Here is a 19,045-nt window from a genome sequence, read left to right as displayed (position 1 = left end):
CCGTATGCCGACAGCTTTCTCCCAGCTGCCCATCCGGCGGCTGACAACGGACGACCTCATTTCCTGCGCCGATCTCTCCGAGGACCGCGGCTGGCCGCGCGAGGAACACAAATGGGGTCTGCTCCTGACGGCGGGAGCGGGATATGGCATCGACGACCCGTCGGGCAAGGGACTGGTGACTGCCTGCGTACTGACCTCGTACGGCCCCGGGCTCGCCGCGATCGGCATGATGCTCGTTGCCGAGCGGTACGCCCGGCAGGGCGTCGGACGGCGTCTGATGAGGCACGTACTGGAGGAGGCCGGGGACACGCCGGTCACCCTGCATGCCACCCCGAACGGGCAGCCGCTCTATGAGGAGCTGGGCTTCGAGAACGTCGGCCGAGCCGAAATGGTCTGCGGCCACTTCCGCGCCCCGGGTCCGGCCACCTCGGCGGCGGCCACCGCAGCGGTGACCATCCGCCCGGCAACCGCCGAGGACCTCCCGGCCGTCCTGCGCCTGGACAGCGAGGTCTTCGGTGTGGACCGCACCCATGTGATCACGCGCCTGCCCGCCTTCGCGGATCAGTTCCGGGTTGCGGAGGAGGACGGTGTACTGACGGGGTATGCGGCGGCGTGGCCAAACATGGCCACGCAGGTCGTCGGCCCGCTGATCGCCCGGGACACGGAGACGGCAAAGGCCCTGATCACCTCGCTGGCGGCGGGCACGGACCGCCCGCTCCGCACCGACATCGACGTACGCCACGAGGAGCTCCTCACTTGGGCGAAGACGAACGGCCTGGGGCCGATCGCCTTCAACGCGGTGATGGCCTACGGCGTCCCGGCACTCCCGGGCGACTGGACCCGCCGCTTCGCTCCCCTGACGGTCGCGGCGGGCTAGCGAACAACAGCAGCCTCAGGAACAGCGGCTGCTCCAGGGGTGGAGGCGGCGATGACGCGGCCTGCGGTGCGGCGTTCGAGCTGGTGGGAGAGCACCGCCAGGGCGAGGGCCGAGGCGGCCAGGGCCGCGCCGACCCAGTTGGGGGCGGTGTAGCCGAGTCCGGCGGCGATGACGATGCCGCCGAGCCACGCCGAGAGGGCATTGCCGAGGTTGAAGGCGCCGATGTTGACGGCGGACGCGAGCGTGGGGGCGCCGGCGGCCTGGTCCAGGACCCGCTTCTGGAGCGGTGGGACGGTCGCGAAGCCCAGTGCGCCGATCAGGACGATCGTGACGGCAGCCGTGATCTTGTTGTGGGCGGTGAGGGTGAACAGCGCGAGCACCACGGCGAGGGCGCCCAGGGACACGTACAGCAACGGCATCAGAGCCCGGTCGGCGAGCCTGCCGCCGACGAGGTTGCCGACGACCATACCCAGGCCGAACAGCACGAGCAGCCAGGTGACGGAGGCGTCGGCGAAGCCGGTGACCTCGGTCATCATCGGTGTGATGTAGGTGATCGCGGCGAACACTCCGCCGAAGCCGAGGACGGTCATCGCCATGGCGAGCAGCACCTGCGTATTGCGGAAGGCCGCCAGCTCGTGGCGCAGCCGTACGCCTTCGGTCTTGGGCATGTCGGGGACGAGCTTCGCTATGCCGAACAGGCCGATGACACCGAGGGCGGCGACGACCGTGAAGGTCACACGCCAACCGGCGCTCTGACCGATGTACGTGCCCAGCGGGACGCCGACGACGTTGGCAACGGTCAGGCCGGTGAACATCATCGCGATCGCACCGGCTTTCTTCTCCGGGGCGACGAGATCGGCGGCGACGACCGAGCCGATGCCGAAGAACGCGCCGTGCGCCAGCGAGGCCACCACCCGTCCGGCCAGCATCACCCCGAACACCGGCGCCACCGCCGAGAGCAGATTCCCGGCGATGAACAGGCCCATCAGCAGCATCAGCATCCGCTTGCGCGAGATCCGGGTGCCCAGGACGGTCATCAGCGGAGCGCCCAAGACTACCCCGAGCGCGTAACCGGTGACCAGATACCCCGCCATGGGGATCGAGACCCCGAAGTCCGCGGCGACCTCGGGCAGCAAGCCCATGATCACGAATTCAGTGGTACCGATACCGAAAGCCCCGATGGCGAGGGCCAGGAGCGCGAGTGGCATGAGGGAACCTTCCAAGACGATTGCTATTGCACCTTACGAGCGTTCACAATAATTGCAGACGCCGACTAAATGCAAGAGCGGGCTATTGCGCTCGTCGCCTATCCTGGTAGGAGCCGCTCCGGCACGGAGGAGGAACACATGACCGCGACCGACCCCGCACTCACCGCCCTCTCGCAAGGCTGGTGCGCGCTCTCGCTGCTTCACGGGAAGATCGAGGCCCATATCGAACGGGCCCTGGAGTCCGGGCACGGCTTGAGCGTGCGCGAGTACTCGCTCCTCGACGTTCTCAGCCGCCAGCACAGCGGCCCCGGCGGTCATCTCCAGATGAAGCAGGTCGCCGACGCCGTCGTGCTCAGCCAGAGCGCCACCACTCGTCTGGTCACCCGCCTCGAAGACCGGGGCCTGCTGACCCGGTACCTCTGCGACACCGACCGGCGCGGCATCTACACCGACGTCACGGAAGCAGGCCTGCAACTGCTCGGCGAGGCACGGCCGACCAATGACAAGGCCCTGCGCGAGGCCCTCGACGAAGCCGCCAAGAACCCCGAGCTGGCCCCGCTGGTGACGGCTGTCGAGGAACTACGGGTCCCCGCGTAATCTGTGGATCATGAGTGATCTGGAAATACGGCCCGCGCTGCTCGAAGACCTCCCGGCGATCGTGGCGATGCTCGCCGACGACCCGCTGGGCACTCAGCGCGAGTCGCCGGACGACCTCATCCCGTACACCGCCGCCTTCGAACAGCTGGCCAAGGACCCCCGTCAGCACCAGGTTGTCGCCGTACTCGGGAATCGGGTCGTCGGCACCCTGCAACTCACCATCATTGCTGGGCTGTCCCGCCGCGGCTCCACGCGCTCGATCATTGAAGGCGTACGGATCCACGCCGACGAGCGCGGCAGCGGCCTCGGCACCCGGCTCATCGAATGGGCCATCGATGAGTCACGCCGCCAGAACTGCCAGCTGGTCCAGCTGACCTCGGACGCCAGCCGCACAGAGGCACACCAGTTCTACGAGCGCCTCGGCTTCGGCGCATCGCACGTCGGCTTCAAAATGAGCATCTGAACCGCTTGGGCATTCGAACCGCTTGGGCATTTGCACCAGACGGGCATCTGACCCGCATCGCCATGTTTCACGTGAAACATCACAGCCCGCGCCAGCCTTCGGGGTCGACACCGCCCGGAACCGCCGCCCCCGGCCCATACGGCTCACGGGTGAAGACGAATGACCCCAGGTCGAGATGGCTCACCGAGCCGTCCTCCCCGCGCACCACCCGTAGCGTCTCCCCCGCGTAGTAACCGTCGAGGCCAGTCCAGCTCCCGTCCGCCCGCGCGACGAATCGCGACCCTCGGCCGCCGCCCCGGAGCGGCTCCAGTTGTACGCCCCGGTCGGCGACAAGGCGCAGACCACAGGCCTGCGTCCCCCAGTACCAGGGGCCGGTGAGCTCCAGCAGCGACTGGTCCACTTCCGGCAGCGGTCGCCAGGGCTCGGGGATACGCGGCTCGGCGTCGGCCACAATCCGTACGAGATCGGCGGCGACCGTCCCGTTCAACGGACCGGAGGTGGCGTTGCAGAGCGCGACGGCGGCAATCCCTTCCTCCACACTCACCCAGAGCGCGGCGAGGAAGCCGGGCAGTGAGCCGGTATGCCCCACCAGCGTGCGTCCGCCCCTCCGTACGAGCTGCATCCCCAGCCCGTACCCGCTGTCCCACTCGTCGCTCTCCGGTGGCGCCGACGGGGTACGCAACTCCCGCACGGACGCGGCGCTCAGCACGCGCTCGTCACCCTCGGCGAGAAACGCGGCGAAACGGCAGAGGTCGGCGGCGGTCGACCAGAGCTGTCCGGCGGGAGCCATCAGACCGAGATCCTCGGCGGGCTCGGGCAGCATCACATCGGCCCAGGGGTGCACCGCCCAGCCACCCGCATGCGGTGCGCGGGCCTGTGCGCTTGTACGGTCCATGACGAGCGGTTCAAGGATCTCGCGCCGCAGCACCTCCTCCCAGGAGGCCCCGCGCACCGCCTCGATCAGGGAACCGAGCAGCGTATAGCCGAGGTTGGAGTAGTGGTGGCGTCGGCCGGCAGGATGCATCCGCGGCTGTTCGCCGAGGACATCGGCGAGTTCGGGCCGGAGCGAGCCCGGCGTCCGCTCCCACCACGGCGCGGGAGCCTCGGCCCCCAGACCGGCGCTGTGGCCGAGGAGCTGGGCAATGGTCACCTCGCCGACGCCCGTGCCCGGGAGGTGCTTCTCGAGGGGGTCGTTCAGATCGAGCAGGCCCTCATCGCGCAGCCGCAGCACCAAAACGGCCGTGAAGGTCTTGGTGATCGAGCCAATGCGGTACTGGGTGTCGGCATCCGGCCCATGTCCGTCAACCGAAGTGCGGGAGCCCGTCCAGACCAGCTGTCCGTCGCGCTGCACGGCGCCGACGTAGGAGGGCGTGCGCCCTTCCGCCTGGGCGACGGCAATACGGTGCAGAAGGGCCCGCTGCGTACTCGGAAGCAGTTCTTCGAAGGGTGGGGTCATGGGGCAGGTCTACCGGTGCGAGACCGCCGCGTCGACCTGATTAGCCGCTACGTGTAGGATCTCGCCGCTCGTGGCATAGCCCGATGCTTCGACCTGCGGTTTCTCGCGGTGTCTCACGACCGTTGGCATGCCTTCTGTCTCACGGTCATGTCATTTCCTCGGGCACTGACCACGGTTCCGCAGCTATCTAGTGCCGTGACCGCATAGGTTCGCCGGGTTGCCGGTTGGGACGGGTGGCCCGGTGCGCTCTCGCCGCGGTAAGGGCACGATCATCAGCCTGGCGGCGGCTGAAGCCGGTCCGCTCCTATGACCGCGGTGTGCTGTCCCAGCGCCACGTGGTGAGACGAGGGTGCCCCGGCAGTTCGGTGCGGCCGGTGGCCCACAACAGGGTGAGCCAGGGATCCGCGCCGCCCGGAGCCTCTGGAAACAGACGGGCGAGCACCCGCGAGCAGAGAGCGGAGGGCGGGGTCCAGGCAAGCCCGAAGCCTTCCGCCAGATCGTGCATGTGCACCAGCGTCTCCATCACCCCCATCGCCGCGAAGCCTTCGGGGTCCGACACCCCGGCGGCGTGGTGGGCGCGGACCCGGGGCGGCGTGGTACGCACCATGGCGACCAGCAGCGCGCCGCTCGCCTCCAGCACCTGCACCAGGCCGGCCGGACCCGCATCACGGTCCGCGAAGAGGAAGTTCGTAGGCCCGCCAGGCCTCTTCTGGCTCATCGCGAAAGGCACATGGGTGTCCAGCGGCGGGCTCTGCGGCCCCAGCTGCACGGCGTAGTAGACCAGGTTGTCGGCGAGGTGCTCGACGGTCTCCCAGCAGTCCCACTCCAGCGAACCGGCCTTACCGCCCCACCCCTCCGGGGGTACGTCCCGAAGGATGCCCACGGCGAGCCGCACGGCAAGGTCGACGTCGTCCGCGGTGACGGGAGACAAGACTGATCCGGTTTCGACTGATCGAGACATGGCAGCACCGTATCGCGAGGGAAGAAGGCAACCCCTTCCAGCTAGTGCGTTGTCCGTGAGGGTGCGCCGGTTGGGGTGATCAGGCTGCTTGGGTGCGGGGGCGGCCCCAGCGGATGCCCTTCTCGCTGCGGATGCGGGCGCGTTCTCGGCGCTGGGCGGCGAGGAGCAATCGGGTCAGTTCCAGGCGCGACTCGTGGATCACGTGGTCGCGCATCGTCGACGACCAGTAGGTACCCGAGTAGTGCTTCTGCCCCTTGTACCAGCGGAACGTCCGCCAGGGGCAAGCCGACTGCAGGAGACCGATGGGCACCGATTCCACTCCCGGTCCTCCATGAGAGGACCATGCTGCCGACGAACGCTCACCGTCGCAGTGGCACTGCCCATCGCACACCCCCAGCCCACGGGCGTGGCCCGTGTAGCCAAGAGTGTCAGCGCCATATCGTTGGGCGGAATGGGCTAGAGCCTCCACCACCCGAAAGGGTGAGAACCCCGACCAGCAAGTCTCACGAAGACGGCATAAGTGCCACCGATGTGCCATTGGAGCTGAGATTGTGCCGCGAAATTTGAGACCCTACATACGGACGGCTCAGGTCTGTGCCATGTCCACGAAGCGTGAGTAGTGCCCCTGAAAGGCGACGGTGATGGTCGCCGTCGGACCATTACGGTGCTTGGCCACGATCAGGTCCGCCTCGCCCGCGCGCGGCGACTCCTTCTCGTACGCGTCCTCACGGTGCAGCAGGATGACCATGTCCGCATCCTGCTCGATGGAGCCCGATTCACGCAGGTCGGAGACCATCGGCTTCTTGTCCGTACGCTGCTCGGGCCCACGGTTCAGCTGCGACAGCGCGATCACCGGGAGCTCCAGCTCCTTGGCCAGCAGCTTGAGGTTTCGGGACATGTCCGAGACCTCCTGCTGTCGGCTCTCGGCGCGCTTCGAGCCGCCGGACTGCATCAGCTGGAGGTAGTCGATGACGACCAGCTTCAGACCGTTGCGCTGCTTGAGCCGTCGGCACTTCGCCCGGATCTCCATCATCGAGAGGTTCGGGGAGTCGTCGATGTACAGCGGGGCCTGGGAGATGTCCGGCATCCGGCGCGCCAGCCGGGTCCAGTCCTCGTCAGTCATCGTTCCGGAGCGCATGTGGTGCAGTGCCACCCGCGCCTCGGCGGAGAGCAGGCGCATCGCGATCTCATTGCGCCCCATTTCCAGGGAGAAGATCACGCTCGGCAGGTTGTTCTTGATCGAACAGGCGCGGGCGAAGTCCAGCGCCAGTGTCGACTTACCCATGGCGGGACGGGCCGCGATGACGATCATCTGGCCCGGGTGCAGGCCGTTGGTCAGCGAGTCGAAGTCGGTGAAGCCGGTCGGCACACCAGTCATCTCGCCGCTGCGTGAACCGATCGCCTCGATCTCGTCGAGCGCGCCCTCCATGATGTCGCCGAGCGGCAGATAATCCTCGCTGGTGCGTTGCTCGGTGACGGCGTAGATCTCGGCCTGGGCAGAGTTGACGATCTCGTCGACATCGCCATCGGCGGCGTATCCCATCTGCGTGATCTTGGTGCCGGCCTCCACAAGCCTGCGCAGCACCGCGCGCTCATGGACGATCTCCGCGTAGTACGAGGCGTTGGCCGCGGTCGGCACCGACTGGACCAGCGTGTGGAGGTACGGCGCCCCGCCGACCCGGGTGATCTCGCCGCGCTTGACCAGCTCGGCCGCGATCGTGATCGGGTCGGCCGGTTCGCCCTTGGCATAGAGGTCGAGGATCGCCGTGAAGACCGTCTCGTGGGCCGGACGGTAGAAGTCGTGGCCCTTGATGATCTCCACGACGTCGGCGATGGCGTCCTTGGAGAGCAGCATTCCGCCGAGGACGGACTGCTCGGCGTCCAGGTCCTGGGGAGGCACACGCTCGAAACCGGGAGAACTTCCGTCCCAGCCGCTGCCCTCCCTGCCCCGCTCATGCTGGTCCTCTCGGCCGCCGCGGCTTTCGTTGCGACGCTGACGGGTGACGGGCAGACGGTCACCGGGACCTTCAGCGGCCCATGGATCGTCCAAGGGTTCGGAAATGCTCACCGGACACCTCCTCCCGTCCGCTCCGCGGACCTCGCCGTGCCACTCTTTCTACGGCACGGCACTGACAAAATGAGCTGCCCGACTCCGCTTCCAGCGCGTCTGGCAACGGTTCACGGTAGGCCCGTCTCCACCGTCCGCCAATCTTGTTATCCACAGGCCATGTGGACGAAGGACCAGATGCTGTGGAGAACTCTGCAGAACCTGTGCACGGACCGGGGGACAGCACTGTGGACAAAGTCATAGCAACCTCGCCGCACTCGCTCTGACCTGGCAATCTTCCGTCCACCGGCTGTGGGGGAGAAAAACTTTCCCAACTGGACCAAGATCGCGACAAACGGCACCACGAGGAAGCCTCAGCGAGAGTATCGGTAAGGACTGCAGATGAGCTGCATCTATTACCTGTGGAAGATTGGGCAGACGTCATGACACAGGCTCCCGCGACGCCGAAGGGTCCTGGGCGACTCCACGACCGAGAGATCATCGCGCTCGCCGTCCCCGCCTTCGGCGCACTCGTCGCCGAGCCGCTCTTTGTGATCGTCGACAGTGCAGTCGTCGGCCATCTCGGCACCCCGCAACTCGCCGGACTCGGCATCGCGGCGGCCCTTCTGATGACCGCCGTGAGCATTTTCGTCTTCCTCGCCTACGCCACGACCGCCGCCGTCGCACGCCGCGTCGGCGCGGGCGATCTCCCTGCCGCCATCCGGCAGGGTATGGACGGTATCTGGCTCGCCCTGCTGCTCGGGGTCGCCGTCATCGCCGTCACCCTGCCCACCGCCCCGTGGCTCGTCCAGCTCTTCGGCGCCTCCGACACCGCCGCCCCATACGCCACCACATATCTGCGGATCTCCAGCCTCTCCATCCCCGCCATGCTCATCGTGCTGGCTGCCACCGGCGTACTGCGCGGCCTCCAGGACACAAGGACCCCCCTTTACGTCGCCATCGGCGGCTTCACCGCGAACGCGGGGCTCAACGTCGGCCTCGTGTACGGCGCGGGCCTCGGCATCGCCGGCTCAGCCTGGGGCACCGTCATCGCCCAGTTCGCCATGGCTGTCGCCTATCTGGTCGTGGTCATCCGCGGCGCTCGTCTTCACGGCGCCTCCCTGCGCCCCGACGCCGCGGGTATACGGGCAAGCGCCCAGGCTGGTGTTCCGCTTCTGGTCCGTACGCTCTCGCTGCGCGCCGTCCTGATGATCGCCACGGCCGTCGCTGCACGCCTCGGCGACACCAATATCGCCGCCCACCAGATCGTTCTCTCCCTGTGGAGCCTGATGGCCTTCGCTCTCGACGCGATCGCCATCGCCGGGCAGGCGATCATCGGCCGCTACCTGGGGGCGAACGACGCCAAGGGCGCTCGGGAAGCATGCCGTCGCATGGTGCAGTGGGGGATCGCGTCCGGCGTGGTGCTCGGCATCCTCATCGTGGCCCTCCGGCCGCTCTTCATCCCGCTGTTCACCAGCGACCAGGCGGTCCGGGACACCCTGCTACCGGCGCTGCTCGTGGTCGCCATATCCCAGCCGATCGCAGGCGTGGTGTTCATACTCGACGGCGTACTGATGGGAGCGGGCGACGGCCCCTATCTGGCCGGGGCGATGCTGGTGACGCTGGCGGTCTTCGCGCCTGTCGCCCTGCTCGTCCCCGCCTTCGGCGGCGGACTGACGGCCCTGTGGTGCGCGATGACGCTGATGATGGCGGTCCGCATGGTGACGCTCTGGCTGCGCATGCGCTCGGGCCGCTGGATCGTCACCGGCGCGACGCGCTGACTGCGGCCGCCTCTCGGATTCGGCGATGTTTCACGTGAAACAGGGCAAAGCGAAGGGCCGCACCCCAGGGATGCGGCCCTTCACACTGCCCAGCCGGAGCAGACTGCTCTGCCGGGCGTAAGCGCAACGCTTAGGCGGCGATGACCTCGACGCCCAGCTTCGCGGCAACCTCGGGGTGCAGACGCACAGACACCTGGTGCGAGCCCAGGGTCTTGATCGGCGAACCGAGCTCCACGCGACGCTTGTCGACGTCCGGACCACCGGCAGCCTTGATCGCCGAGGCGACGTCGGCCGGGGTGACGGAGCCGAAGAGACGGCCGGCTTCGCCGGAGCGAACAGCCAGACGCACCTTCACGCCTTCGAGCCTGGCCTTGATCTCATTGGCCTGCTCGATGGTCGCGATCTCGTGGATCTTGCGGGCGCGGCGGATCTGCGCCACGTCCTTCTCGCCACCCTTGGTCCAGCGGATCGCGAAACCACGCGGGACCAGGTAGTTGCGAGCGTAGCCGTCCTTGACGTCAACGACGTCGCCGGCAGTGCCGAGGCCAGTGACCTCGTGGGTAAGGATGATCTTCATTGGTCGGTCACCCTTCCCTTATCGCGCGGTGGACGTGTAGGGCAGCAGCGCCATCTCACGGCTGTTCTTGACGGCCGTGGCGACGTCACGCTGATGCTGCGTGCAGTTGCCGGTAACGCGGCGGGCACGGATCTTGCCGCGGTCGGAAATGAACTTCCGCAGCATGTTCGTGTCCTTGTAGTCCACGTACACGGTCTTGTCCTTGCAGAATGCGCAGACCTTCTTCTTCGGCTTGCGCACAGGCGGCTTCGCCATGGTGTGTCTCCTGTGTGATCAAGAAGTGTGGGTACGAGCTGCCCTTAGAAGGGAGGCTCGTCCGAGTAGCCGCCGCCAGAACCACCAGAACCGCCGGAGCCGCCAGAGCCGCCGGAGCTTCCGCCCCAGCCACCCCCGCCGCCCTGCTGCTGACCGCCGCCGGCCGGCGCGCTGGTGGCCCAGGGGTCGTCGGCAGGTGCACTGCCGCCGCCCTGCTGCTGGCCACCACCGCTGGGGCCGCCGCCCCAGCCGCCGCCACCGCCGCCGCCGCCCTGCTGGCCGCCGCGACCGGTGGTCTTCGTGACCTTGGCCGTGGCGTTCTTGAGGCTGGGGCCGACTTCCTCGACGTCCAGCTCATAGACCGTGCGCTTGACGCCCTCGCGGTCTTCGTAGGACCGCTGCTTCAGCCGGCCCTGCACGACGACGCGCATGCCTCGCGTGAGCGACTCCGCGACGTTCTCCGCCGCCTGACGCCAGACCGAGCAGGTGAGGAACAGGCCTTCGCCGTCCTTCCACTCATTGGTCTGACGGTCGAAGATGCGGGGAGTGGACGCGACACGGAACTTCGCGACCGCCGCACCGGAGGGGGTGAAGCGCAGCTCGGGGTCGTCGACGAGATTGCCGACGACCGTGATGACGGTCTCGCCTGCCATGGGTGAACCTCTCGGCGGGGATTGCTTCTGGCTGCTTGCTACTCGATCCCGATGACCTGTGAGCTAGAAGCTCAGTGGGTCTCGGGACGGAGGACCTTGGTCCGGAGGACCGACTCGTTCAGGTTCATCTGGCGGTCGAGCTCCTTGACGACCGCAGGCTCGGCCTGCAGGTCGATGACCGAGTAGATGCCCTCGGGCTTCTTCTTGATCTCGTAAGCGAGACGACGACGGCCCCAGGTGTCGACCTTCTCCACCTTGCCGTTGCCCTCACGGACGACGGAGAGGAAGTTCTCGATCAGCGGGGAGACAGCGCGCTCCTCGAGATCGGGGTCGAGGATGACCATCATTTCGTAGTGACGCATGTGGAACCCACCTCCTTTGGACTCAGCGGCCACGGTCGTTCCGTGGCAGGAGGGTCGTGATGCGTGAGCGACGGTACTGGCCGCCACTGACAATCCCGGGGGAATGTGTGTGGCATGGGCAGACAACCGGCGCAGACCGTACAGACTACCCGCAGAGTGCCTCCCGGTTGAAATCCAGTGCCCAGCAGCCGCAATCTGTACACATCGGGTGTGCGCGGCACTACGGTGCGCCGCGCTCCAGTACGCAGGAGGTGCCCTATGGCACAAGCAATGCGACGTCGGTCCTCCGGCTCCCTCTTCGCCACGGACGGCCAGCCCCACCCCCTTCAGGACACCCTGATGGCGGTGACGCTGGTGCTGGGAGCTCTCTCCTTCATCTCGGCGATGTTCCACGACCTCCATCTGCTCAGTTCATGGGCCGGGCTGGTGGGGATCCTCACCGGCGCGTACGGGCAGTACATCTCGGTGACGACCCGGGAGCGCTTCGTGCTGATCATCGGCCTCGGGGCTGCCGCGGTCGGCTTCTTCCTCGGCATGGCGCACGGCGGACTCTTCGGCGGGGTCCTGGGCTAGGGCAGAGAACAGGCAGGGGGCAGAGAACAGCCAGGAAGGGCGCGTCACAGGGGCGCTCTCCCCTTCGGCCATCCGGGGCGCTCCCCCAGCGCAGTAGGCTTCGGCGCGAGAGCCGGAGCCCCTGTATCCATGGGGACACACCTGCCGAGGAGCCCCCCGCATGAGCCTGACCCTGAGGACCATCAGCCGCGAGCAGCATCTGGCCTATATCCAGAGCATGCCCGCGGCAAGTCACTGCCAGGTCCCGGCGTGGGCTGACGTGAAGACAGAATGGCGCTCGGAGAACCTTGGCTGGTTCGACAAGAACGGTGAACTGGTGGGCGCGGGCCTGGTGTTGTACCGCCAGCTGCCCAAGATCAAGCGTTACCTCGCGTATCTGCCCGAAGGCCCGGTGATCAACTGGCACGCGCCGAACCTGGCCGACTGGCTGCAGCCGATGCTCGCGCACCTCAAGCAACAGGGCGCCTTCTCCGTGAAGATGGGCCCGCCGGTGGTCATCCGCCGCTGGGACGCGGCGGCCATCAAGTCCGGCATCCAGGATCCGGACGTCAAGCGCCTGCGCGATGTCGAAGCGACGCTCATCGAGCCGCGGGCCTTCGAAGTCTCCGACCGGCTGCGCAAGATGGGCTGGCAGCAGGCCGAGGACGGCGGCGCCGGCTTCGGTGACGTACAGCCGCGCTATGTCTTTCAGGTGCCGCTGGCCAACCGCTCGTTGGACGATGTCCTCAAGGGCTTCAACCAGCTGTGGCGGCGTAACATCAAGAAGGCCGAGAAGGCCGGTGTCGAGGTCGTCCAAGGCGGCTATGACGAGCTCGCCGAGTGGCAGCGCCTGTACGAAATCACCGCCGAGCGCGACCACTTCAGGCCGCGCCCGCTCTCGTACTTCCAGCGCATGTGGTCCGTCCTGAACACCGAGGACCCCAACCGGATGCGGCTCTACTTCGCCCGCCACGAGGGCGAGAACGTGGCAGCCGCGACCATGCTGATCGTCGGCGGCCATGTCTGGTACTCCTACGGCGCGTCCGCCAATCACAAGCGCGAGGTCCGGCCCTCGAATGCCATGCAGTGGCGGATGCTGCGCGACGCCTACGCGATGGGCGCGACCGTCTATGACCTGCGCGGCATCAGCGACTCGCTGGACGAGACCGACCACCTCTTCGGCCTCATCCAGTTCAAGGTCGGCACCGGTGGCGAGGCCGTGGAGTACGTCGGCGAGTGGGACTTCCCACTCAACAAGCTGCTCCACAAGGCGCTCGACATCTACATGTCGCGCCGCTGACGACGCCGCGGACGGGCCCGCAGTCGCGGGCAAGGCCGTAGTCTCGTAAATCTCACACAACTCGTACATGTCTCTGATACACCGCAGCCACCAGAAAGGTTCCGGGCCGGCCATGGCGCTCTCCCTCTACGTCGACACTGCGCGCTGGCGGGCGCACCAGAAGTCCGTGATCGACCAGTTCCCCGGACTTGTACCGGTCTGCAAGGGAAATGGCTACGGCTTCGGCCATGAGCGGCTCGCCGACGAGGCCTCGCGCTTCGGCTCCGACATGCTGGCCGTCGGCACCACCTACGAAGCGGCCCGGATCAAGGACTGGTTCAGCGGCGATCTCCTCGTCCTCACGCCCTTCCGGCGGGGCGAGGAACCCGTTCCGCTGCCCGATCGCGTCATCCGTTCCGTCTCGTCGGTCGACGGTGTGCACGCCCTGGTGGGCGCGCGCGTCGTCATCGAATGCATGAGCTCCATGAAGCGCCATGGCGTGAACGAGCAGGAGCTCGGCCTGCTGCACGCCGCGATCGAGGACGTACGCCTCGAAGGCTTCGCGCTGCACCTCCCCCTCGACCGTACGGACGGCTCGGACGCGGTCGAGGAGGTCATCGGCTGGATGGACCGGCTGCGCGCGGCCCGGCTGCCGCTGCACACCATGTTCGTCAGCCATCTGCGCGCCGCGGAACTGGCCCGGCTGCGCCAGCAGTTCCCGCAGACCGGCTTCCGCGCCCGCATGGGTACGCGGCTGTGGCTCGGCGACCACGAGGCGACCGAGTACCGCGGCGCCGTCCTCGACGTCACGCGCGTCGCCAAGGGGGACCGCTTCGGCTACCGCCAGCAGAAGGCCGCCTCCGACGGCTGGCTGGTGGTCGTCGCCGGCGGTACGTCGCACGGCGTGGGTCTGGAGGCCCCGAAGGCGCTGCACGGTGTGATGCCGCGCGCCAAGGGTGTCGCCCGCGCCGGCCTGGCAACGGTCAACCGCAACCTCTCGCCGTTCGTCTGGGCGGGCAAGCAGCGCTGGTTCGCCGAACCGCCGCATATGCAGGTCTCGATCCTGTTCGTACCGTCGGACGCTCAGGAGCCGAAGGTCGGCAATGAGCTGGTGGCTCATCTGCGCCACACGACGACGCAGTTCGACCGCCTGGTCGACCGCTAGCGCGTGTTTGAAGTGGTTCCCCCTGGAACTTGTCCGGGGGGAACCCAGTCCGCCCGTAGGCGGGCCCTGCGGCGTCTGGTGCGTGCAGTCGCAAGGCGGTGAGGGTTCCCCCGGCGCTTCGCCGGGGCCCCACCCAGGCGACGCTCTGGAGGAGTACTCGGGCGACTCCGGCCCGACAACATCGCGTGGCGGCACTTCCCCGGCTTTGCCCGGGGGAGGCAGCTGGGGGAGTGCCTACCAGGCGTCGCGAGGCTGGTGGTCCTCCCGCTGGTTTCGCCGGGGGAGCCCTCAACCGGACGACGTCCAGGGGCGAACTCCTCATACACGCCCTGGACGCGCCTGGGAGGAGTCGCACGAGCCCGGCCCAGGAACCCCGCTCCTCGGGCTAGGCGGACGCCTGGGGCCCCGTACCGGACCCCTGGGACTGCGGCGTCCCCCACTCCACCCGCGGTCCCTCCACAGCCTGCGCCGCAGTCCCTGCCGGATGCGCTGCCCTCCCCAGTACGAAGACATCTGCGGCCCCGTCGAGCACACCGCCCGACGGGTCGTCCGACCCGTCCTGCCGTACGCCGTCCCGTTCCGGCATCAGGATGTCCCGCACCACCACCCCGCACAGGTACAGCGTCCCCAGCAGATGCACGGCGATCGCTGCCTGGTAGCCCTCGGTCGGCAGCCCCTGGTGCTTCTCACTGGTCGTGTACGCGAGGTACATCCAGATCCCGAGGAAGTACATGACCTCGCAGGCCTGCCAGATCAGGAAGTCCCGCCAGCGCGGCCTGGCCAGCGCGGCGAGCGGAATGAGCCACAGTACGTACTGCGGTGAGTAGACCTTGTTGGTGAGGATGAACGCGGCGACGACCAGAAAGACGAGCTGTGCGAAACGGGGCCGCCGCGGCGCGCAGAGCGTCAGCGCCGCCAGGCCCGCGCACGCGAGGAGCATCAGCAGCGTCGCGTACGTGTTCACCGACTCGACTTCCAGCGGCTCGCCCGTACGCTGCGTGATGATCAGCCAGAACGAGCCGAAGTCGACCGTCCTCTCCTGACTGAAGGTGTAAAACTTCTTCCACCCCTCCGGCGCGAACAGCATGACGGGCAGGTTCACCACCAGCCACGCTCCTGCCGCACCGAGCACCGCAGTGGCGAACTCCCGCCATTTGCCAGCGCGCCAGCACAGCAGGAACAGCGGACCGAGCAGGAATACGGGATAGAGCTTCGCGGCGGTCGCGAGCCCGACGAGGATGCCGAAGGCCATCGGCCGGCCACGCGACCACATCAGCATTGCGGCGGCGGTGAGTGCGACGGCCAGCAGGTCCCAGTTGATGGTGGCGGTGAGCGCCAGGGCGGGCGCCAGAGCCACGAGGAGCGCGTCCCAGGGGCGACGGCGGTGCGTACGAGCCACACAGACGGCGATGACCGCGGTGCAGATCATCAGCATGGCCGCGTTGACCATCCAGTACATGCGCTCCTGATCCTGCATGGAGCCGTCGGACAGATTGAGCCAGGACGCGACCTGCATGAACAAGCCCGTCAGGACGGGGTATTCGAGGTACTCCATGTCGCCGGGCAGCCGGTCGAAGTACGGAAGGAGGCCTTCCGAGAAGCCGCGTCCCAGATAGAGGTGCGGAATGTCGGAGTAGCAGGCGTGCGTGTACTGCGAACTGGTGCCCCTGAACCAGGCCCAGTTGTAACAGGGCATCTTCTGCGCCATGCCGAGCGCGAACATCCCGATCGCCACCAGTGCGACGACTCGTACGGGAGTGAGCAGGCCACTGCCGCCGCGCCGGGCCCAGCGGCCGGACGGACCGCCGATCAGCTCGCTGCCGGACGCGGCTACGGAGTCCCGCCGCGTGGGGCGTACGTCGGGCCGGTCCTGGTACACGCTTCTCTCTTCTGCGCTGGGCATGCTGCACATCCTGCCGTACGGGGCGACCGGAGACACGGCGAGAGCCGCCGTACCGGAGCGCACAGGTCCTGTGCGTACCGGGAACGGCGGCCCTCATGGCGTCGCTGTCGGTGTCGGTGGAGCGGTAGCTGGTGCTGGGGTGCTGGAGAGCCGGACCCGAAGGTCGCTAGTTGTCCGGGCCTCCGATGATGCCTCCGTTGCCATTCTCGCCGTTGCCGTTTGTGTCGGACGACGACGGGCTGGCAGTCACCCCGCCGGTTGTTCCTCCGCTGTCGGTACCACCGTTGTCGGTACCGCCCGAATCACCGCCCCCATTGTTGCCCCCACCGTTGACGTTGCAGCTCCAGTCCTCCAGCGGATTGCAGGACTCGCTCGGCTTGGGACTCTTGGAAGGCGTGAGGGACGGCGTGATGGAGGGCGTCGAGGACGGAAGGTCCTCGGCCGGCTCCGTTTCGCTCTGCGTCGGCTTCGGGCTGGCGGAGGCGCCGCCGCCGAAGTAGGGATCAGCGTCGAGGGGCTCGGCCTTCGGGAAGTTCTGGATCGGCAAGTCCTTGAGCGCCTCGCTCATGTACGTCTGCCAGATCTCGGAGGGGAACGACGCACCGTGGATCTTCTTCTGGCCACCGGTTCCGAACATCTTCTGGAACTCGCGCGGCTTGCCGCTCTTCTCGTTGTCGTCCAGGCGGTACATGTCGATGGCGGTCGACAGCTGCGGCGTGTAGCCCACGAACCAGGCGGACCTGTTGCCGTCGGTCGTACCGGTTTTGCCCGCGACCTGCCGATTGGGCAACCGGGCGTTGTTACCGGTGCCTTCGTCCTCTTGGACGACCGACTTGAGCACGTCCGTCACATTGCTCGCGACCTGCGTGGTGAACGGCTGCTTGGCAGCGTCCTCGTGCGTAAAGCGGTTCTCGCCACCTTGGTCGATCTTGCTGACGGAGTACGGGTCGCGCTGCTCACCATTGGCCGCGAAGGTGCCATAGGAGCTGGCCATGCGGATGGCGCTGGGGTCGGAGATGCCGAGCGAGAAGGCCGGCACATTCGCCTCGGAAAGGGAGGACTCCAGCAGACCGGCGTCCATGGCCGCCTTCCTGACCTTCGGGATGCCGACGTCCATGCCCAACTGCACGAAGGGCGAGTTGGCGGAGTGCATCATGGCCTCGCGCAGGGTGATGTCCTTGTATGACTGATCACCGTCGTTGGGCTGGCGCCACTCCTTTCCCTTCTCGTCCTTCCACACGCTGCCGTCGTATTTCTTGATCGTCAGCTTGTTCTGGGCGTTGTACACCGTCTTGTCGGGGTCGATCGTGGTGCGCGTGTCCGCCCCCTGCTCCTCGCCCTGCTCGGGGTCACGCACTCCGTCCCGCATCGCTGCGGCCAGGACGAACGGCTTGAAGGTTGATCCAACCTGGGCACCGGTCTGGTCGGCGTTGTTGGTGAAGTGCTTGGTGGCGTCCTCGCCACCGTAGATGGCGACGATCTTGCCAGTCTTCGGCTCCACGGATGCGCCGCCGAACTGAACGAAGGTGTCCAGTGTCGGACGCTTCTTCGGGTCAATGTTCTTGTCCTGGACCTTCTTGACCGCAGCCGCGAGCTGATCGACCTTCTTCTTGTTGAAGGTCGTGTGGATCTCGTAGCCGCCCTGCGCGAGCTTTTTTTCGTCGATGCCCTCGCCGGTGTTGTTGATGACGTACGACTTGGCGAGGGCCACCAGATAACCGACCTGGCCGCTCAGCGCTGCGTTCTTGACGGGCTTTTTCGGCATCTCGAACTTGAGCTTGGCTCGCTCGGCGGCGGCGAGGTGCTTGTCCTTGACCATCTCGTCGAGGATCCAGTTCGTGCGCTCGGTGGCACGCTTCGTGTTGGCCTCCGGCGTCGCCCCCTTGGGGTCGATGTCCACGGAGCCGGCCGGGTCGAAGTAGGTCGCGCCCTTGAGTAGCGAGGCGAGGAAGGCACACTCGCTGGCGCTCAGCTTCTTGGCGTCCTTTCCGTAGTACGTACGGGCCGCGGCCTGGATGCCGTAGGCGCCACGACCGTAGTACGACGTATTCAGATAACCAGCCATGATGTCCGCTTTATCCACATCGGTGCCGACCCTTATGGAGATGAACAGCTCCTTGAACTTACGGCTCATCGTCTGGCTCTGGTCGCCCAGGTGGGCGTTCTTCACGTACTGCTGGGTGATGGTGGAGCCACCCTGGGTCTGCCCGCCCTTGGCCATGTTCAGCAGGGCGCGGCTGATGCCCTTGGGGTCGATTCCCGAGTCATCCCAGAAAGTCTTGTTCTCGGCCGAGATCACCGCGTTCTGCATGGCCTCGGGGATCTGGTCGATCCCGACAATCTGCCGGTTGATCTCGCCGCCGGTCGCGGCCATCTGGGTGCCGTCGTCCCAGTAGTAGACGTTGTTCTGCGCCTTGGCGGCCTTCTGCGGGTCCGGGACCTCGACCATGGCGTACGCGATGGTCGCGGCAGCCATCAAGCTGCCGACGAAGCCCAGGCACAGCCCAGTGACGAGCTTCCAGGACGGCACCCAGCGCCGCCATCCGTACTTGTTGTGGCGCGGATAGTCGATCAGCCGTTTCTTATTGGGCCCGCGGCCGGGGCCGTCGTGGCCCCCGCCACCACCGCCGCGTCGGCCGCCACCTCCACCGCCGTGGCCGCCGCCCGCGCCTTCGTCCCCGCGCCGGCGACCACCACCGGTGCGCTGGGAGGCACGGCGGGTCTGAGCCCTGCCGGCATACGGAAGCTCCTCCCCGTACGAGGCGGAAGGAGAGGCAGTGGTACTACCCCGGGACGGGGCTGCGCGGCGGCCAGCGGATGGCTGGGCGGCGCGCCTGACCTCGGCCCGCCCGCCACCTTGCTGCTGCGGCGGTTTACGACGGTGCTCGCTCATCGAACGACTACTCCTC

The 19,045-nt window shown here is 67.3% G+C and carries 19 protein-coding genes; 7 read left to right on the top strand and 12 right to left on the bottom strand.

Annotated features, from left to right (window positions below):
* Positions 1 to 4 precede the first annotated feature (4 nt).
* A complete protein-coding gene (locus ACIHCQ_RS02995) occupies positions 5 to 877 on the top strand; it encodes a GNAT family N-acetyltransferase (protein WP_399657172.1) in 873 nt (290 codons plus the stop codon).
* Here the strand turns inward: ACIHCQ_RS02995 and ACIHCQ_RS02990 are convergent.
* Complete coding sequence (locus ACIHCQ_RS02990) at positions 874 to 2,085, bottom strand: MFS transporter (protein ID WP_399657170.1); 1,212 nt, start codon at positions 2,083 to 2,085, stop codon at positions 874 to 876. The two genes, ACIHCQ_RS02995 and ACIHCQ_RS02990, sit on opposite strands and share 4 nt — an antisense overlap.
* A 138-nt stretch (positions 2,086 to 2,223) precedes the next feature.
* Here ACIHCQ_RS02990 and ACIHCQ_RS02985 point away from each other — a divergent pair, with 138 nt between their 5' ends.
* The gene (locus tag ACIHCQ_RS02985) at positions 2,224 to 2,682 is read left to right on the top strand and encodes a MarR family winged helix-turn-helix transcriptional regulator (RefSeq protein WP_399657168.1); all 459 of its coding nucleotides are present in this window, start codon (positions 2,224 to 2,226) and stop codon (positions 2,680 to 2,682) included.
* 10 nt (positions 2,683 to 2,692) lie between these two features.
* The gene (locus ACIHCQ_RS02980; protein ID WP_399657166.1) at positions 2,693 to 3,145 is read left to right on the top strand and encodes a GNAT family N-acetyltransferase; all 453 of its coding nucleotides are present in this window, start codon (positions 2,693 to 2,695) and stop codon (positions 3,143 to 3,145) included.
* Between the two features lie 79 nt (positions 3,146 to 3,224).
* Here ACIHCQ_RS02980 and ACIHCQ_RS02975 read toward each other — a convergent pair whose 3' ends face one another.
* The 4 genes from ACIHCQ_RS02975 to dnaB form a co-directional block, all read right to left on the bottom strand.
* Positions 3,225 to 4,601 carry a serine hydrolase domain-containing protein gene (locus ACIHCQ_RS02975; protein WP_399657164.1) on the bottom strand — a complete coding sequence of 459 codons (1,377 nt, stop codon included), beginning with the start codon at positions 4,599 to 4,601 and terminating at the stop codon, positions 3,225 to 3,227.
* Positions 4,602 to 4,905: 304 nt separating this feature from the next.
* Positions 4,906 to 5,562: a maleylpyruvate isomerase N-terminal domain-containing protein gene (locus tag ACIHCQ_RS02970; RefSeq protein WP_399657162.1), complete on the bottom strand. Its 657-nt coding sequence runs from the start codon at positions 5,560 to 5,562 to the stop codon at positions 4,906 to 4,908.
* A gap of 79 nt (positions 5,563 to 5,641) precedes the next feature.
* Positions 5,642 to 5,872 carry a hypothetical protein gene (locus ACIHCQ_RS02965; protein WP_399657644.1) on the bottom strand — a complete coding sequence of 77 codons (231 nt, stop codon included), beginning with the start codon at positions 5,870 to 5,872 and terminating at the stop codon, positions 5,642 to 5,644.
* 276 nt (positions 5,873 to 6,148) lie between these two features.
* Entirely contained in the window at positions 6,149 to 7,612 is a 1,464-nt protein-coding gene (gene dnaB / locus ACIHCQ_RS02960) for a replicative DNA helicase (protein WP_399657600.1), read from the bottom strand.
* Between the two features lie 440 nt (positions 7,613 to 8,052).
* On the opposite strand from dnaB, the gene ACIHCQ_RS02955 reads away from it, so the two are divergent.
* Entirely contained in the window at positions 8,053 to 9,390 is a 1,338-nt protein-coding gene (locus tag ACIHCQ_RS02955; protein ID WP_399657159.1) for an MATE family efflux transporter, read from the top strand.
* Between the two features lie 130 nt (positions 9,391 to 9,520).
* Here ACIHCQ_RS02955 and rplI read toward each other — a convergent pair whose 3' ends face one another.
* The 4 genes from rplI to rpsF form a co-directional block, all read right to left on the bottom strand.
* A complete protein-coding gene (rplI, locus tag ACIHCQ_RS02950) occupies positions 9,521 to 9,967 on the bottom strand; it encodes a 50S ribosomal protein L9 (protein ID WP_399657157.1) in 447 nt (148 codons plus the stop codon).
* An 18-nt stretch (positions 9,968 to 9,985) separates the two neighbouring features.
* Positions 9,986 to 10,222, bottom strand: coding sequence for a 30S ribosomal protein S18 (gene rpsR / locus ACIHCQ_RS02945; protein WP_003956534.1), 237 nt, complete (start codon positions 10,220 to 10,222; stop codon positions 9,986 to 9,988).
* A 44-nt stretch (positions 10,223 to 10,266) separates the two neighbouring features.
* The gene (locus tag ACIHCQ_RS02940; protein ID WP_399657155.1) at positions 10,267 to 10,875 is read right to left on the bottom strand and encodes a single-stranded DNA-binding protein; all 609 of its coding nucleotides are present in this window, start codon (positions 10,873 to 10,875) and stop codon (positions 10,267 to 10,269) included.
* 71 nt (positions 10,876 to 10,946) lie between these two features.
* Complete coding sequence (gene rpsF / locus ACIHCQ_RS02935) at positions 10,947 to 11,237, bottom strand: 30S ribosomal protein S6 (protein WP_159689873.1); 291 nt, start codon at positions 11,235 to 11,237, stop codon at positions 10,947 to 10,949.
* Between the two features lie 258 nt (positions 11,238 to 11,495).
* On the opposite strand from rpsF, the gene ACIHCQ_RS02930 reads away from it, so the two are divergent.
* The 3 genes from ACIHCQ_RS02930 to ACIHCQ_RS02920 all read left to right on the top strand — a co-directional run bounded on the left by ACIHCQ_RS02930 (position 11,496) and on the right by ACIHCQ_RS02920 (position 14,233).
* The gene (locus ACIHCQ_RS02930) at positions 11,496 to 11,810 is read left to right on the top strand and encodes a hypothetical protein (RefSeq protein WP_399657152.1); all 315 of its coding nucleotides are present in this window, start codon (positions 11,496 to 11,498) and stop codon (positions 11,808 to 11,810) included.
* A 160-nt stretch (positions 11,811 to 11,970) separates the two neighbouring features.
* Positions 11,971 to 13,089, top strand: coding sequence for a lipid II:glycine glycyltransferase FemX (locus ACIHCQ_RS02925; RefSeq protein ID WP_399657150.1), 1,119 nt, complete (start codon positions 11,971 to 11,973; stop codon positions 13,087 to 13,089).
* Positions 13,090 to 13,201: 112 nt separating this feature from the next.
* Entirely contained in the window at positions 13,202 to 14,233 is a 1,032-nt protein-coding gene (locus ACIHCQ_RS02920) for an alanine racemase (RefSeq protein ID WP_399657597.1), read from the top strand.
* A 385-nt stretch (positions 14,234 to 14,618) separates the two neighbouring features.
* Here the strand turns inward: ACIHCQ_RS02920 and ACIHCQ_RS02915 are convergent, their stop codons facing one another.
* The 3 genes from ACIHCQ_RS02915 to ACIHCQ_RS02905 all read right to left on the bottom strand — a co-directional run bounded on the left by ACIHCQ_RS02915 (position 14,619) and on the right by ACIHCQ_RS02905 (position 18,875).
* The gene (locus ACIHCQ_RS02915) at positions 14,619 to 16,136 is read right to left on the bottom strand and encodes a glycosyltransferase family 87 protein (protein WP_399657148.1); all 1,518 of its coding nucleotides are present in this window, start codon (positions 16,134 to 16,136) and stop codon (positions 14,619 to 14,621) included.
* Positions 16,137 to 16,302: 166 nt separating this feature from the next.
* Entirely contained in the window at positions 16,303 to 18,711 is a 2,409-nt protein-coding gene (locus tag ACIHCQ_RS02910) for a transglycosylase domain-containing protein (RefSeq protein WP_399657595.1), read from the bottom strand.
* Positions 18,708 to 18,875, bottom strand: coding sequence for a hypothetical protein (locus tag ACIHCQ_RS02905; RefSeq protein ID WP_399657641.1), 168 nt, complete (start codon positions 18,873 to 18,875; stop codon positions 18,708 to 18,710). The genes ACIHCQ_RS02910 and ACIHCQ_RS02905 overlap by 4 nt, the downstream gene beginning before the upstream one ends.
* Positions 18,876 to 19,045: the final 170 nt, after the last annotated feature.

The organism is Streptomyces sp. NPDC052236 (genome assembly GCF_044548015.1).
Taxonomy (GTDB): Bacteria; Actinomycetota; Actinomycetes; order Streptomycetales; family Streptomycetaceae; genus Streptomyces.
Note: the sequence above shows the minus strand (reverse complement) of the source record. Positions and strands in the feature narration are given on the sequence as shown.